Source organism: Aeromonas sp. NJAU223, from assembly GCF_051125555.1.
In the GTDB taxonomy this organism is placed as follows: Bacteria; Pseudomonadota; Gammaproteobacteria; order Enterobacterales; family Aeromonadaceae; genus Aeromonas; species Aeromonas veronii_G.
This window is the reverse complement of the sequence record NZ_CP144204.1, coordinates 663893-677732: the sequence shown is the minus strand read 5'-3', so window position 1 is coordinate 677732 and position 13840 is coordinate 663893. Positions and strand designations below refer to the sequence as shown.

The following is a 13840-nucleotide window of genomic DNA, read 5'->3' as shown; positions in this document are numbered from 1 at the left end:
ATGTGATGCGGGCTGCATCACAACCCCCCCTTGGGCTACCATGGGGCCAGTTCTTAATCCAGGCCAATGATACTTATGAAAGCAAGTGTTGAATACCTTTGCGACGTACTCATCATTGGCAGCGGTGCCGCCGGTTTGTCCCTCGCATTGCGATTGGCAGACCAGGCCAAAGTCCTGGTTCTGAGCAAGGGGCCCATCAGTGAGGGGGCCACTCTCTATGCGCAAGGAGGCATCGCTGCCGTGTTCGACGAGACCGACAGCATCGAATCCCACGTGAGCGACACACTCAACGCCGGGGCCGGGTTGTGTGATCCGGCCGTGGTCGAGTTCACCGCCCGCAACGCCCGCGAGTCCATCCAGTGGCTGATCCAGCAAGGGGTTCCCTTCGATCAGGAAGAGGATGCCGAAGGGGAATCCCACTACCACCTGACCCGGGAGGGGGGCCACAGCCATCGCCGCATCTTCCACGCGGCCGATGCCACCGGCAAGGCGGTCCAGCTCACCCTGATCGATCAGGTCCGCGCTCACCCCAACATCCAGTTGATGGAGCGCTTCAACGCAGTGGATCTCATCACCACCCGCAAGCTCGGCCTGCCGGGCAACAAGGTGCTCGGTGCCTACGTCTGGAACCGCAACGTCGAACAGGTCGAGGTGATCCGCGCCCGCTTCGTGGCGCTGGCCACCGGCGGCGCTTCCAAGGTCTATCAATACACCTCCAACCCGGATGTGAGTTCGGGCGACGGCATCGCCATGGCCTGGCGCGCCGGCTGCCGGGTGGCGAATCTGGAGTTCAACCAGTTCCACCCCACCAGCCTGTTCCACCCGGACGATCCCAACTTCCTGCTGACCGAAGCCCTGCGCGGTGAAGGGGCTTATCTGCGTCGCCCGGATGGTAGCCGCTTCATGCCGGACTTCGACGAACGGGCGGAGCTGGCACCCCGCGACATCGTCGCCCGCGCCATCGACCACGAGATGAAGCGCCTGGGTGCCGACTGCATGTATCTGGACATCAGTCACAAGCCGGCGGACTTCATCATCAAGCATTTCCCCACCATCCATGAGCGCTGCCTCGCGGTGGGCATCGACATCACCAAGGAGGCCATGCCCATCGTACCGGCGGCCCACTACACCTGCGGTGGCGTGATGATCGATGGCAACGGCCAGACCGATATCCCGGGCCTCTACGCCATCGGCGAGGTGACCTACACCGGCCTGCACGGCGCCAACCGCATGGCCTCCAACTCCCTGCTCGAATGCGTGGTCTTCGCCCATCAGGCGGGGGCCGACATCCTGGCCAAGCTGCCCATGAGCGTGGCGCCACCGCGGCTGCCGGCCTGGGACGAGAGCCAGGTGGATGACTCGGACGAACAGGTGGTGATCCAGCACAACTGGCACGAGCTGCGGCTGATGATGTGGGACTACGTGGGCATAGTGCGCACCAACAAGCGCCTCGCCCGTGCCAAGCGCCGCATCGATCTGCTCAAGCAGGAGGTACAGGAGTACTACGCGAACTTCCGGGTCTCCAACAACCTGCTGGAGCTGCGCAACCTGTTGCAGGTGGCCGAGCTTATCGTCAACTGTGCCCTGCAGCGCAAGGAGTCCCGCGGTCTGCACTACAACCTGGACTACCCGGACATGCAGCCGGACTCCAAGCCGACGGTGCTGACCCCGGAGCGGGACTGACTCTGCGTTTCTGATGAGCCAAAACAGATCCCGCGGACTGCACCTCTCATCCCGGACAACCCGGGACATGCAACCGGACGCCAAGCCGACGGTGCTGACCCCGAAACGGGACTGACTCTGCGTTTCTGATGAGCCAAAACAGAGCCCGCGGACTGCACCTCTCATCCCGGACAGCCCGGGGCATGCAGCCGGACTCCAAGCCGACGGTGCTGACCCGGAGCGGGACTGAATTCCCACTCGTGCATCCATCCAGATGACCCCGCCCTTGCGGGGTCATCTGTTTATGGTCGCCGGGCTTTGCCCTTATCGGAGGGAGTGAGATGGATGGCGCGGGCCAGGATACGATAGTGTTCGGGAGCCAGGGCATCGGCGAAAAGCCAGAGCCGGGTGGCGGGCGCCCCTTCTGCGGTGAGGTAAAGCCAGAGCACCCCGGGCAGGATGCGGCTGCGGGGATCGAGCCGATAGCGACGGCCCCGCCACTCCAGCCATTCGCCATCGTGGATCACTTCACCACAGACGGCGTTGGCCCACCCTCGGGCGAGCCAGAACCCCAGCAGCCAGCAAGGCAGGAACAGCCCCCACAGCCAGCCCTGAACAAGGCTGGCGGCAGGCCAGAGCAGCAACAAAAAGAGAAGGGACAGCAGGCGCAGCTGCTGGCGGGAAACGAGCACGGGCATGCTCACCCGCATGGGGGATCAGCCCTGGCGGTCGTGGCGGGCCTGGTTGCGCTCCAGGATCAGCGGGATCATGGCGGCGAAGGCAGGATCTTCCGGCACCCCGTGACCCATGCTCCAGCGAAACAGCTCGGGATCCTCGCGCTCCAGCAGGCGGATGAAGGTCTGCTGCTGCTCGTCACTCAGGCTGTCGAACTCGTGTTCAAAAAAGGGCATAAAGATGACGTCCAGCTCGAGCATGCCACGGCGGCAGGCCCACTTCAGGCGGGACTTTTCAATTGGGCTCAACATGGAACTCTCCTTACAAAGACTCGGGAATGGTAGCAGCTGGATTTTCCGGCTGACAAACATTCCTTACGTCTTTACCATGCAGGTCACATACTTTATGCCTTTGGACCACCACCGTGAGCCTGCTGACCCCTGTTCTGCCTGCCGAACCCAGCCTTTTCTCCTTGAACGATCTCGCCATCACCCGTTTGCGCGGCACGGATCGCGCCAAGTATCTGCAAGGCCAGGTCACCTGCGACGTCAACGCCTTGCAACCGGGCCAGAGCACCCTCGGCGGTCACTGCGATCCCAAGGGCAAGCTGTGGAGCGATTTTCGTCTGCTCTGCCAGGACGAGTCCCTGCTGCTGCTGACCAAGCCCTCGGTGCTGGCACGCCAGTTGCCGGAGCTCAAGAAGTTTGCGGTCTTCGCCAAGGTGGAGATCGACGACTATCCGGGCAAGGCGGTGGGTGTTGCGGGTCTGGGCAGCGATGCGTGGATCTCGGCCCAGTACGGCCTGCAGGAGACCGGCCTCATCGAGGGTGGCATGGCGGTGCGTGTGGAGGCCGATCGCTGGTTGCTGGTGAGCGAGCAGCCCCTCGCCATCACCCTGCCCGCGGCCGACGAGGCCCTCTGGTGGGGGCTGGATGTCAAGGCGGGGATCCCCCATCTGGAAGCCGTGCATCAAGGGGAGTACATCCCCCAGATGTTGAACCTGCAGGCACTGGACGGCATCTGCTTCACCAAGGGCTGCTACATGGGCCAGGAAATTGTGGCCCGCGCCAAGTACCGCGGCGCCAACAACCGCGCCCTCTTCGTACTGGCAGGCACCGCCAGCGGCCCGGTCGCCAGCGGCGATACCCTGGAGATCCGGCTCGGTGACAACTGGCGCCGTAGCGGCATGGTGCTGAACGCCTGGCTGCAGGGTGGCCAGCTCTGGCTCACCGCCGTGCTGCCCAAGGACACCGAGGCCGATGCCGAGTTTCGCCTCAAGCAGGATGAGAGCGCTCATCTCACCCTGCAACCCCTGCCCTACTCCCTCGCCGACTGAGCCGCCATCCTGATCAACGGGGCACGCGCGCCAGCAGTGCCTCTTTGAGCCAAGCCCCCGCCTGCCCCAGCGGGCGGGCGCGATGCCACTGCAGCTCCAGCATCAACTCGGTCTGGCTGGCGAAATCCGGCTGCAACACCACCACTTCCCCCCGCGCCAGCGGCCGATGCAGCAGGAAGTCCGGCACGGATGCCCACCCCAGCCCCAGCTTGACCAGCTCTAGGATCCCCAGATCCCCCTCGACCCACCACACCTGGGAAGAGAGGCGGAAGCGGTTGCGCTCCGTCCCCTCTCGCCGCCCGGTCACCATCAGCTGGCGCGCCCCCTGCAAGTCGCTCTCCCGCAGCGGCTCCTTGTGGGCAAGGGGGTGATCCGGGGAGACCACCAGCGGCATGCTGACCGCCCCCAGGGAGCGTGCCACCAGTTCCCGCGCCGGCTGCATCTGTTGATAGCAGATGCCGAGCTGGGCCCGCCCGCTCTTGAGCAGTTCGGTCACGTCATCCATCAGGGGGAACAGCAGCTCCAGCTCCACCGCCGGGTAGCGAGTGGCAAACTCCTCCAGCACGGAGCCGAGCCAGGGCAGGTGGGAGTCATCGTCGATGGCCAGGGTCAGGCGCGATTCGATGCCCACCGCCAGCTCGCCGGCGATGGCCTGCAGCCGCTCGCTCTGGGCCAGCAGGATCAACGCCTCCTGCTGGACCCGGCGGCCCGCCTCCGTCAGCACCGGGTAGCGGCCGCTGCGATCGAACAGCTCGAGCCCCAGATCGATCTCCAGATTGGCGATGGCGGTGCTCACCACGGATTGGGCCTTGCCCAGACGACGGGCGGCACCGGAGAACGAACCCGTTTCCGCCGCCGCCAACAGTGCCTTGAGTTGCTCCAGGGAGAGATTCATCAGCTTATGCCCTCATTCATCTATCTGTTTTAGCGATAGATACCAACGAGCATCCATGGCTTTTAGCGATTATAGTCGCCGTCATCATCTCAACCAACACAGAGGGACACACTCATGCGCAACACTCGCGATCGCCTTCGTCACGCCATCGGCTTCGAATTGATCGGCCTGTTGATCGCCGCCCCCCTGGCAAGCTGGGTCACCGGGGTCGGCCTCAACCACATGGGGCCCCTGGCCCTGTTCTTCTCGGTGGTCGCCACCGTCTGGAACTATGTCTACAACATCGGGGTGGATAAATTACTGCTGCGTTATCAAGGCCATACCCACAAGGTACTGTGGCAGCGAGTCCTGCATACGCTGGGTTTCGAGGGGGGATTGCTGACCGTGGCCCTGCCGGTGATGTGCTGGTGGCTCGACATCGGGCTGCTAGAGGCGCTGGTACTGGATATGGGCTTCGTGCTGTTCTACCTGGTCTATGCCTTCGTCTACAACTGGAGCTATGACAAGGTGTTCCCCATTCCGGGCCAACCGGCGCAGCGGGTACTGAACTAAAGAAGGGATTTAAAAGAAGTGACGAGGCACCATCATGCGGCAGGCATGATGGTGCTGATGGGGAGGTTGGGGCTCAGGCCCCGGCCTTTGCCTCTTCGACGGGTGTTTCGTCTTCCCCCGCTTCCTGTTTCAGCATGGCCTCGAGATCGCTCTGGTACTGGGTCAGCATGCGCTGGGCAGCCGTCATGTCGCCCTTGTGCAGGCGCTCAAACAGATGATGTTGCACCACGCCACTCAGATACTCCACCGTGATGGGCTGTTCCAGAGCCCCCAGCAGCTCTTCTTTCTCCAGCTCGGCGTTGATCTCATCGGCACTGGTACGCAGCAGACCAGACAGTTGCACCAGCATGCGGCGCTCGCCCTCACGCAACAGGCTCAACATCCGGTTTCTCTGCTGCTCATTCTGTTGGGTCATACATTTCCTTACGTAAAAATGGGAATAAGCCAGCCCATTTTGCCCTCTCCTTTTCACAGCGTCTATCTCGGACGCACCACTAATTTTCGTCCCCGGCGAAAGAGGCATGGCGGGTGCTATTTATCCTAGCGCTAGGTATAGTAGCCCTCTGGTTTATGGGCCTGTTTCACCCCTTTATGACGAGATTTTCACGCCATGACCGACGCTATTTTAGTGCTCTGCACCTGTCCAGATGAGGCCACTGCCGATCTCATCTGCGATCAACTGCTAGGCCGGCGCCTCGCCGCCTGCATCAATCAATTGCCGGGACTCACCTCCGTCTATCGCTGGCAGGGGCAGATTGAACGAGCCCGGGAGATCCAGCTCATCATCAAATCCAGCGCCGCCCTGTTCGAGCCCCTGCGCGAGTGCATCCTCGCACTGCATCCCTACGAGGTGCCGGAGATCCTGGCGCTGCCGGTCAGTCTCGGCCATCAGCCCTATCTCGATTGGCTCGCCGGGGAGACCGCATGAGACTGACCGCCCTGTTTACCCCTCTGCTGCTCCTGCTCAGCCTGCTGGCCAGCCCGGCGCAGGCCGCCAGCCAGGATCTGCTGAGCAGCCTCGGTATCGACACCGGCAGTCAGCCCCAGTTTCTGAAAGTCGATGAGGCCTTTCGTCTCGAGAGCAGCCAGCAGGGCAACCAGCTACGGCTGATCCTGCGCATCGCCGATGGCTACTACCTCTACCGCCACCGTTTCAGCTTCAAGGGAGAAAATCTCAGCTTCCAGCAGCCCGAACTACCCGCCGGCACCGAGCACGAGGACGACTTCTTCGGCAAGACCCGGGTCTATTACCAGGAGGTGCAGATCCCGCTCGCCCTGACCGAAGTGGGCCAGGGGGCCAGCCTCACCATCAGCTATCAGGGTTGTACCGAGGGCCTCTGTTACCCGCCGACCGACAAGCGGGTCGAGATACAACCCCTCGCGAGCGAGGCCCCTCAAGATGGCATCAGGGACGCCAGTCCTGCCGTCGACCAGCCCGCCAGCCAGCAGGATCAGCTGGCGGCCGCCCTCGGCAGCCAGGGTTTCTGGCTCAGCATCGCCGCCTTCTTCGCCCTAGGGCTGGGGCTCGCCTTCACCCCCTGCGTCTTCCCCATGTACCCCATACTGACCGGGATCATCGCCGGTGCCGGTGAACGCCTCTCCACCCGGCGCGCCTTTTTGCTCTCCTTCGTCTACGTACAGGGCATGGCCATCACCTACACCCTGCTCGGCCTGGTGGTCGCCTCGGCGGGACTGAAATTCCAGGCAGCCCTGCAGCACCCCTATGTGCTGATCGGCCTCTCGGTCATGTTCGTGCTGCTGGCCCTCTCCATGTTCGGGCTCTATACCCTGCAGCTCCCAAGCGGCCTGCAGACACGGCTCTCCGGCCTCTCCAACCGCCAGCAAGGGGGCTCGGTGCTCGGGGTCGGCATCATGGGCATGATCTCCGGCCTGGTCTGCTCCCCCTGTACCACGGCCCCCCTCTCCGGCGCCCTCATCTACGTGGCCCAGAGCGGTGACCTCTGGCTCGGTGGCGCGGCCCTCTATGCCCTCTCCTTAGGGATGGGGCTGCCCCTGCTGCTGATCGGCACCTCGGGGGGCAAGCTGCTGCCCAGAGCCGGCGCCTGGATGGATGTGATCAAGCAGCTGTTCGGCTTTGCGCTCTTGGCAGTGCCCCTGCTGCTGCTCTCCCGACTGTGGAGCGACGAGACCAGCACCCTGGCCTGGCTGGTATGGGGACTGGCGCTATGCGCCTACCTCTATCACCACAACCAGCATCGCACCCATTCGCTGGGCAAGAGCCTGTGTGGCTTCACTCTGCTGCTCGCCATGATGGGAGCCGTGGTGGTGGCAAAGGATCTGCTGTTGCCGAGCCAGGATGCCGCCGCGAGCACCCAGCGCGAAGTACCGCAGTTTATCCGCATCAAGACCCTGGATGATCTCAAGATCCAGCTCGCCGCCGCCCGCGGCAAGCCGGTGCTGCTGGATCTCTATGCCGACTGGTGTGTGGCCTGCAAGGAGTTCGAGCACAAGACCTTCAGCGACCCGGCGGTGCGTGCCCGCTTCGCCGACATGGTGCTGCTGCAGGCGGATGTCACCGCCAATGACGATGCCGACGTTGCGCTGCTCAACGGCCTCAACGTGCTGGGGCTGCCGACCCTCATCTTCTTTGACCGGGATGGCAACGAAGTGAACGGCCAGCGGGTGACCGGCTTTATGGGCCCAGCGGAATTCCTGGGTCAGCTGGACAAGCTGCGCTAGATGGAGTTGCGCTGCCTGTCACCGACGAACCCAGACCACCGTCAGTGGCTGGAAGAGGTCGTGCTGGCGACGCCCGCCTACAGCTGGCTGACCGAGGGCAAGGCACCCGACCCTGCGGATGCCCTGGCGATCCTCAAGGTCTGCCCACCCGGCATCTGGGAAGACGACAAGTTTGTACTCGCCGTGCTGGAGGGAGAGGAGCTGCTTGGCTGCGTCGATCTTGTCCGCGGTTATCCGGATGCGCAGACGGCCTACCTCGGCCTGCTGCTGTTGAAGGAGTGCTGGCAGGGACAAGGGATCGGCAGCAAACTGGTCGCACGGCTCATGGAAAGGGCGGCCGGCTGGGGTTGCAGCGCCATGCGGCTCGGGGTCATCGAAACCAACCTGCCCGCCCTGCATTTTTGGTCCAGGCACGGCTTCCAGCAGGTGAATCGCAAGCGGATCTCCGGGTTCAGCGGCGATACCCTGGTCATGAGCCGCACCGTCAGCCATCCCTGCCCCCTCTCCTCAGGCCAGCCATAGCGCGCTGATTTTTCTGAGCATCCCTTGTATCTCGCCCTCACCGTGGCAAACTTTGCCCCTTGTGTCTCGTATCATCCGGAGTTTCGATGAAAAAGTGGTTCATCCCCCTGCTCGCCTGCTGGCTCTATGGCTGTGATGCAGGCCCTGGTGAAGAGGCCATCCAGCGTCAGGTCACCGCCAAACTCCAGTCAGACGCGGACGCCAATCTGTTTGACATCAGTGACTTCGCCGTACTTGGCAAGGAAGAGCGGATGGAAGGGGTCTATCTGGTCAAGGTCGGCTACCAGCTGCATTTCAAGCAGGGACTGGCACAACTCCAGATCCTGCACGACGAAGATCTCGTCTATGACAGGGTCGGTCCCTTTCAGCAGGAGATGGGGCTGATGGAGCTGGAGCGCAAATACGGCGAGTTCGAAGCCGGTCAGGCGCTGGCGCAGGAGCGCGAAGTCTGGATGATGAAGACGGAGCAGGGCTGGCGCCTGGCCGAGCCCGGCCAGCCTCAGGACAGCCCCGCCTCCTGACCCTTACAGCAGATCTTTCAATCGATACCACAACATTCCCAGTGCCAGCAGGGGTGAGCGCAGGGAGGGACCCCCCGGGAAGGTGATGTGGGGCACCTGGCTGAACAGATCGAATCCCCGACTCTCCCCTCTGATCGCCTCCGCCACCAGCTTGGCCGCCATGTGGGTGGCATTGAGACCGTGCCCCGAATAGGCCTGGGCGTAGAACACATTGGGGTGACTCGGCAGGCGCCCTATCTGGGGCAGTCGATTCGCCCCTATGCCTATCATGCCTCCCCACTGGAACTCGATGGCAGTGCCCGCGAGCTCCGGGAACACCCGCAGCAGCTTGGGCAGCATAAAAGCCTTGATGTCTTTGGGATCCCGCCCTGAGTAGTTGCAGGCGCCGCCAAACAGCAGACGACCATCGGCGGAAAGCCGGTAGTAATCAAGCGCCACATTCTGATCGCACACCGCCATATTCTGGGGCAGCAGACGCTGGCGCAGCCGCTTCTCCAGCACCTCGGTGGCAAGGATGTAAGAGCCCGCCGGCAGCACCTTTCCCCCCAGTTCGGGGTTGAGATCATTGAGATAGGCGTTGCAGCCGATCACCAGATAGCTGGCACGGCAGCGGCCATGGGCCGTGGTGACCTGCACCTTGTCCCCATAATCGATGTTGAGCACTCTGGACTGCTCGAACAGAGAGACGCCGAGGCTGGCAGCGGCGCGCGCCTCCCCCAGGGCCAGATTGAGAGGATGCAGGTGGCCAGAACCCATGTCGATCATACCGCCGATGTATCGATCCGACCCCACCACCGAGTGCATTTGATCCTTTGGCACCAGCCTGGTCTCATGCTGGTAACCCAGGCTCGCCAGATGGGCCAGCTCCTCCTCGAAGCCTGCCAGATGGCGCGCCTTGGTGGCGAGATCGCAATAGCCCCAGCGCAGATCGCACTCGATATTGAAGCGCTCGACGCGATCACGCACCAGTTGCACCGCCTCCAGCCCCATCAGATCCAGCTCCCGGATCCCCTCCTCCCCTATCCAGCGGGCAAACTGGCTAGTGTCATGGCCGATGCCGCGAATGAGCTGGCCACCGTTGCGTCCCGAAGCCCCCCAACCGATACGGTTCGCCTCCAGCAGCACCACCTTGTAGCCCGCCTCGGCCAGGTTGATGGCGGTGTTGAGGCCGGTGAAACCACCACCGATGATGCAGACATCGGCATCCAGTTCACCGCTGAGTTCGGGCCACTGCTGATGATCGTTGCGGGTCGCCGCGTAATAGGAGGCCACGTGCTCCTGATGTCCATGTCTTCCTGTCTGCATGCTCAGCATCCTGCCTTGGTTGCATTCGTTTACTAAATTAAACGTTTCGTCATCGATAATACCCAGCCCCAGGATGCCATGCCAGCCCGCCCGGATCACAGAAATGCAAAAGGTGTCCCGAAGGACACCTTTGTGCGAGGCCGGCGATCCGCCCTGCCAGCCGCGCAATAAAAAAGGCGCCATGAGGCGCCTTTTTCTGCGATCTCGGTACTGATTACAGTACGTTGATGGCGTTCAGGTCGGAGAAGGCTTTCTCCAGACGGGCGATCATGGAAGTCTGACCGGCACGCAGCCATACGCGCGGATCGTAGAACTTCTTGTTCGGCTTGTCGGCGCCTTCCGGGTTGCCCAGCTGGCCCTGCAGGTAGGCTTCGTTGGTCTTGTAGAAGCCCAGAATACCTTCCCAGGTCGCCCACTGGGTGTCGGTGTCGATGTTCATCTTCACCACGCCGTAGGAGATGGATTCGCGGATCTCTTCCAGGGTGGAACCTGAGCCACCGTGGAATACGAAGTCCAGGGACTTGGCCGGCAGACCGAACTTCTCGGAAACGTATTTCTGGGAAGCGTCCAGAATGGACGGGGTCAGCTTGACGTTACCCGGCTTGTAGACACCGTGCACGTTGCCGAAGGAGGCAGCGATGGTGAAGCGCGGGCTGATCTTGGACAGACGCTCGTAGGCGTAAGCCACGTCTTCCGGCTGGGTGTACAGGGCGGATTGATCCATGTGGCTGTTGTCCACACCATCTTCTTCGCCACCGGTGCAACCCAGTTCCAGCTCCAGAGTCATGTTCATCTTGGCCATGCGTACCAGGTACTCACAGCAGATGTCGATGTTCTCTTCCAGAGACTCTTCGGACAGATCCAGCATGTGGGAGGAGAACAGCGGCTTGCCGGTCTCGGCGAAGTGCTTCTCACCGGCATCCAGCAGGCCGTCGATCCACGGCAGCAGCTTCTTGGCAGCGTGGTCGGTGTGCAGGATCACGGGAACACCGTAGGCTTCGGCCACGGCGTGTACGTGCTTGGCACCGGAGATGGCACCCAGGATGGCAGCTTGCTGGCCTTCCAGCTTCAGGCCCTTACCGGCAGTGAACACGGCACCACCGTTGGAGAACTGAACGATGACCGGCGCTTTTACCTTGGCGGCCGCTTCCAGTACAGCGTTGACGGAGTCGGTACCGACGCAGTTGACGGCTGGCAGAGCGAAGCCGTTCTCTTTAGCGATGGCGAACACTTTTTGTACGTCATCACCGGTCAGTACGCCGGGTTTTACGAAGTCGAAAATTTTCTTAGACATGTTAAATCGTCCTGTTCTCGTATGCCGTTAATAAAAATGGGGGTTCATCACGAACCGGCACAGCGGTCACATGATAAACGAAACGGGAGGCTTTTGCCCCCCGCTTCGGGTCAATTAGGCTTTGGCGCGCTGTTCCAGAATCGCCACGGCCGGCAGTACCTTGCCTTCTACGAACTCCAGGAAGGCGCCGCCGCCGGTGGAGATGTAGGAGACCTTGTCGGCGATGCCGAACTTGTCGATGGCGGCCAGGGTGTCACCACCACCAGCGATGGAGAAGGCCGGGGAAGCGGCGATGGCTTCGGCGATCACCTTGGTGCCTGCGGCGAACTGGTCGAACTCGAACACGCCGACCGGGCCGTTCCACAGGATGGTCTTGGCGTTCATGATGATGTCGGCCAGGGCCTTGGCGGAATCCGGGCCGATATCGAAGATCATGTCGCCATCAGTCACGTCTGCGACAGATTTGATGGTGGCAGGGGTGGATTCAGAGAATTCTGCACCAACAACCACGTCGGTGGTCACCGGAATGTTGGTCTCGGCAGCCAGCTTCTTGGCGGTGTCGATCAGGTCGTGCTCGCACAGGGACTTGCCGACGTTGTGACCGGCAGCAGCGATGAAGGTGTTGGCGATGCCACCACCGACTACCAGCTGGTCAGCGATCTTGGAGAGGGATTCCAGCACGGTCAGCTTGGTGGAGACTTTGGAGCCGCCGACGATGGCAACCATGGGGCGCTCAGGCTTCAGCATGGCCTTGCCGAGGGCTTCCAGTTCACCGGCCAGCAGGGGACCAGCACAGGCAACGGGGGCAAACTGGGCCACACCATAGGTGGAACCTTCGGCGCGGTGAGCGGTACCGAACGCATCCATCACGAAGACGTCACACAGGGCGGCGTATTTTTTGGCCAGCTCTTCGGTGTTTTTCTTCTCGCCCTTGTTGAAGCGGCAGTTTTCCAGCACAACCAGCTCACCGGCGGCGACGTCGACGCCATCCAGGTAGTCTTTGGCCAGACGGACCGGGCAGGACAGTGCGTCTTTCAGATAGTTGACAACCGGAGCCAGGGAGAATTCTTCGTTGTATTCGCCCTCGGTCGGACGACCCAGGTGGGAGGTGATCATCAGCTTGGCGCCCTTTTCCAGAGCCAGCTTGATGGTCGGCAGGGTAGCGACGATACGTGCATCGGAAGTGACCTTGCCGTCTTTTACCGGCACGTTCAGGTCAGCACGGATCAGGACGCGTTTACCCGCCAGATCCAGGTCGGTCATCTTGATAACAGACATATTCAGTCCTCTATATTTTCAGGTAATGTTAAAAAAACAGTAACCTTGCACCCGTGCAGGCTCTCAGCCTGCGGCCATCATGGCCCGGGTGGTATCCAGCATCCGATTCGCGAAGCCCCATTCGTTATCACACCACATCAGCATCTTGACGAGGTTGGCATCGCTCACTCGAGTCTGGGTACCATCAATGATGCAGGAGTGTGCATCATGATTAAAGTCTACGGAAACCAATGGCTCTTCCGTGTAATCCAGAATACCGCTTAATGTACCTCTGGATGCCCGTTGCAGGGCTTGATTTACGTCACTAACTGTCACTTTTTTACGAACAGTGATGCTGAGATCCATCGCCGTGACGTTAATGGTCGGCACCCGCACCGCGATCGCCTCGAACTTGCCGGCGAAGTGGGGAAGGATACGCTCCAACCCCTTTGCCAGCTTGGTGTCCACCGGGATGATGGACTGGCTCGCCGCTCGCGTTCTGCGCAAGTCACTGTGGTAGGCATCGATGACTTGCTGATCGTGCATGGCCGAATGAATTGTCGTAATAGTACCACAATTGATCTCGAATTCTCGATGCAATGTTTCGATGACGGGCACCACGCAGTTGGTGGTGCAGGAGGCATTGGAGACGATCCGCTCCCGCCCCGTCAGGGTCTGGTGATTCACCCCGTAGACGATGGTGGCATCCACATCCGCATCCGCCGGGTGGGAGAACAGTACCTTGCCCGCCCCCGCCGCCAGATGCAGCTCCGCATCGGCCCGTGAACCGAACACCCCGGTACAATCGAGCACCACGTCCACCCCCAGCGCCCGCCAGGGCAGCCTGGCCGGATCCCGCTCGGCGAACAGGGGAATGAGATCCTCCCCCACCAGCATGCTGTTGCCCGCGAGCTGCACCGGATGGTGGAAGCGGCCGTGGCTGGTGTCGAAGCGGGTGAGGTGCACCATGGCCTCGGGGGCCGCCAGCTCGTTGATGGCCACTATCTTGATGTTGTTGTCACGGCCGCTCTCGTAGAGGGCCCGCAGCACGTTGCGGCCGATGCGGCCATATCCGTTGATGGCAATCTTGATCATGAAAACTCCGTGTCCTTGACGACAGG

15 protein-coding genes are annotated in these 13840 nt (G+C 61.8%); 7 read left to right on the top strand and 8 right to left on the bottom strand.

Features of this window, described 5'->3' with window-relative positions; genetic code table 11:
* Positions 1 to 75 precede the first annotated feature (75 nt).
* Positions 76 to 1683: an L-aspartate oxidase gene (gene nadB, locus VZC39_RS03260; protein ID WP_349920999.1), complete on the top strand. Its 1608-nt coding sequence runs from the start codon at positions 76 to 78 to the stop codon at positions 1681 to 1683.
* Between the two features lie 281 nt (positions 1684 to 1964).
* On the opposite strand, the gene VZC39_RS03255 is transcribed toward nadB, so the two are convergent.
* Both VZC39_RS03255 and VZC39_RS03250 read right to left on the bottom strand, forming a co-directional pair.
* Positions 1965 to 2360, bottom strand: coding sequence for a protein YgfX (locus tag VZC39_RS03255; protein WP_434665650.1), 396 nt, complete (start codon positions 2358 to 2360; stop codon positions 1965 to 1967).
* Positions 2361 to 2378: 18 nt separating this feature from the next.
* Complete coding sequence (locus VZC39_RS03250) at positions 2379 to 2648, bottom strand: succinate dehydrogenase assembly factor 2 (RefSeq protein WP_349920998.1); 270 nt, start codon at positions 2646 to 2648, stop codon at positions 2379 to 2381.
* Positions 2649 to 2767: 119 nt separating this feature from the next.
* On the opposite strand from VZC39_RS03250, the gene ygfZ reads away from it, so the two are divergent.
* Positions 2768 to 3673: a tRNA-modifying protein YgfZ gene (gene ygfZ / locus VZC39_RS03245; protein ID WP_434668324.1), complete on the top strand. Its 906-nt coding sequence runs from the start codon at positions 2768 to 2770 to the stop codon at positions 3671 to 3673.
* A 13-nt stretch (positions 3674 to 3686) separates the two neighbouring features.
* Here the strand turns inward: ygfZ and VZC39_RS03240 are convergent, their stop codons facing one another.
* Positions 3687 to 4568 (bottom strand): LysR family transcriptional regulator, encoded by an 882-nt coding sequence (locus VZC39_RS03240; protein ID WP_434665647.1) that lies wholly within the window; start codon positions 4566 to 4568, stop codon positions 3687 to 3689.
* A gap of 114 nt (positions 4569 to 4682) precedes the next feature.
* Here VZC39_RS03240 and VZC39_RS03235 point away from each other — a divergent pair, with 114 nt between their 5' ends.
* Positions 4683 to 5120: a PACE efflux transporter gene (locus VZC39_RS03235; protein WP_349920996.1), complete on the top strand. Its 438-nt coding sequence runs from the start codon at positions 4683 to 4685 to the stop codon at positions 5118 to 5120.
* Between the two features lie 73 nt (positions 5121 to 5193).
* Here VZC39_RS03235 and VZC39_RS03230 read toward each other — a convergent pair whose 3' ends face one another.
* Positions 5194 to 5535 (bottom strand): hypothetical protein, encoded by a 342-nt coding sequence (locus VZC39_RS03230; RefSeq protein WP_434665645.1) that lies wholly within the window; start codon positions 5533 to 5535, stop codon positions 5194 to 5196.
* A gap of 195 nt (positions 5536 to 5730) precedes the next feature.
* Between VZC39_RS03230 and cutA the strand changes: the two genes are divergently transcribed.
* The 4 genes from cutA (at position 5731) to VZC39_RS03210 (ending at position 8863) form a co-directional block, all read left to right on the top strand.
* Positions 5731 to 6048, top strand: coding sequence for a divalent-cation tolerance protein CutA (gene cutA / locus VZC39_RS03225; RefSeq protein WP_434665643.1), 318 nt, complete (start codon positions 5731 to 5733; stop codon positions 6046 to 6048).
* Entirely contained in the window at positions 6045 to 7820 is a 1776-nt protein-coding gene (locus tag VZC39_RS03220) for a protein-disulfide reductase DsbD (RefSeq protein WP_434665640.1), read from the top strand. The genes cutA and VZC39_RS03220 overlap by 4 nt, the downstream gene beginning before the upstream one ends.
* Positions 7821 to 8342: a GNAT family N-acetyltransferase gene (locus VZC39_RS03215; RefSeq protein ID WP_434665637.1), complete on the top strand. Its 522-nt coding sequence runs from the start codon at positions 7821 to 7823 to the stop codon at positions 8340 to 8342.
* Between the two features lie 86 nt (positions 8343 to 8428).
* Positions 8429 to 8863 (top strand): hypothetical protein, encoded by a 435-nt coding sequence (locus VZC39_RS03210; protein WP_349920991.1) that lies wholly within the window; start codon positions 8429 to 8431, stop codon positions 8861 to 8863.
* 3 nt (positions 8864 to 8866) lie between these two features.
* Here VZC39_RS03210 and VZC39_RS03205 read toward each other — a convergent pair whose 3' ends face one another.
* From VZC39_RS03205 to epd, 4 genes are all read right to left on the bottom strand, one after another.
* Positions 8867 to 10168 carry an NAD(P)/FAD-dependent oxidoreductase gene (locus VZC39_RS03205; RefSeq protein ID WP_434665633.1) on the bottom strand — a complete coding sequence of 434 codons (1302 nt, stop codon included), beginning with the start codon at positions 10166 to 10168 and terminating at the stop codon, positions 8867 to 8869.
* A 214-nt stretch (positions 10169 to 10382) separates the two neighbouring features.
* Positions 10383 to 11462 (bottom strand): class II fructose-bisphosphate aldolase, encoded by a 1080-nt coding sequence (fbaA, locus tag VZC39_RS03200; protein WP_349920989.1) that lies wholly within the window; start codon positions 11460 to 11462, stop codon positions 10383 to 10385.
* 114 nt (positions 11463 to 11576) lie between these two features.
* Entirely contained in the window at positions 11577 to 12740 is a 1164-nt protein-coding gene (locus VZC39_RS03195) for a phosphoglycerate kinase (protein WP_349920988.1), read from the bottom strand.
* Positions 12741 to 12803: 63 nt separating this feature from the next.
* Positions 12804 to 13814 carry an erythrose-4-phosphate dehydrogenase gene (gene epd, locus VZC39_RS03190; protein ID WP_349920987.1) on the bottom strand — a complete coding sequence of 337 codons (1011 nt, stop codon included), beginning with the start codon at positions 13812 to 13814 and terminating at the stop codon, positions 12804 to 12806.
* Positions 13815 to 13840: the final 26 nt, after the last annotated feature.

Coding starts and splice junctions, on each gene's coding strand:
- cutA (WP_434665643.1), top strand. CDS start 5,731: ATGACCGACGCTATTTTAGTGCTCTGCACCTGTCCAGATGAGGCCACT.
- nadB (WP_349920999.1), top strand. CDS start 76: ATGAAAGCAAGTGTTGAATACCTTTGCGACGTACTCATCATTGGCAGC.
- VZC39_RS03255 (WP_434665650.1), bottom strand. CDS start 2,360: ATGCCCGTGCTCGTTTCCCGCCAGCAGCTGCGCCTGCTGTCCCTTCTC.
- VZC39_RS03205 (WP_434665633.1), bottom strand. CDS start 10,168: ATGCAGACAGGAAGACATGGACATCAGGAGCACGTGGCCTCCTATTAC.
- VZC39_RS03230 (WP_434665645.1), bottom strand. CDS start 5,535: ATGACCCAACAGAATGAGCAGCAGAGAAACCGGATGTTGAGCCTGTTG.
- VZC39_RS03215 (WP_434665637.1), top strand. CDS start 7,821: ATGGAGTTGCGCTGCCTGTCACCGACGAACCCAGACCACCGTCAGTGG.
- VZC39_RS03210 (WP_349920991.1), top strand. CDS start 8,429: ATGAAAAAGTGGTTCATCCCCCTGCTCGCCTGCTGGCTCTATGGCTGT.
- VZC39_RS03235 (WP_349920996.1), top strand. CDS start 4,683: ATGCGCAACACTCGCGATCGCCTTCGTCACGCCATCGGCTTCGAATTG.
- VZC39_RS03195 (WP_349920988.1), bottom strand. CDS start 12,740: ATGTCTGTTATCAAGATGACCGACCTGGATCTGGCGGGTAAACGCGTC.
- VZC39_RS03250 (WP_349920998.1), bottom strand. CDS start 2,648: ATGTTGAGCCCAATTGAAAAGTCCCGCCTGAAGTGGGCCTGCCGCCGT.
- VZC39_RS03240 (WP_434665647.1), bottom strand. CDS start 4,568: ATGAATCTCTCCCTGGAGCAACTCAAGGCACTGTTGGCGGCGGCGGAA.
- epd (WP_349920987.1), bottom strand. CDS start 13,814: ATGATCAAGATTGCCATCAACGGATATGGCCGCATCGGCCGCAACGTG.
- fbaA (WP_349920989.1), bottom strand. CDS start 11,462: ATGTCTAAGAAAATTTTCGACTTCGTAAAACCCGGCGTACTGACCGGT.
- VZC39_RS03220 (WP_434665640.1), top strand. CDS start 6,045: ATGAGACTGACCGCCCTGTTTACCCCTCTGCTGCTCCTGCTCAGCCTG.